At 45.4% G+C, this 293-nt stretch carries 1 pseudogene; it reads left to right on the top strand.

The window, feature by feature from the left end:
- Positions 1 to 293: pseudogene (locus AC6UDG_RS07545) on the top strand (linear amide C-N hydrolase); the annotation flags it as partial.

The raw sequence follows: 293 nt of genomic DNA on the forward strand, positions 1-293 counted from the left end.
GGTTGAGTACGAAAATAACAAGATGTCGGTAATTCCACAGACCGGAAATCACCAGGTCTTGACTAACTTCTATCAAACTCCGGGAAGTAAGTATCATAAGGGAATTGGTTTTGATCGGTACAACGTGGCTAACGGTAAACTGGATCAGAATCACGGAATTGAGACCGAGAAGCAAGGGATGCAACTGTTAGATGACGTGCACGATGGACCTCACATGCCGTATCAAGACGATAGTCCAACCCAGTGGACCGTTCTTTACAATAATTCCCAAAAGACGATGACGGTGGTTACCG

The organism is Fructilactobacillus sp. X2R1C1 (assembly GCF_059901435.1).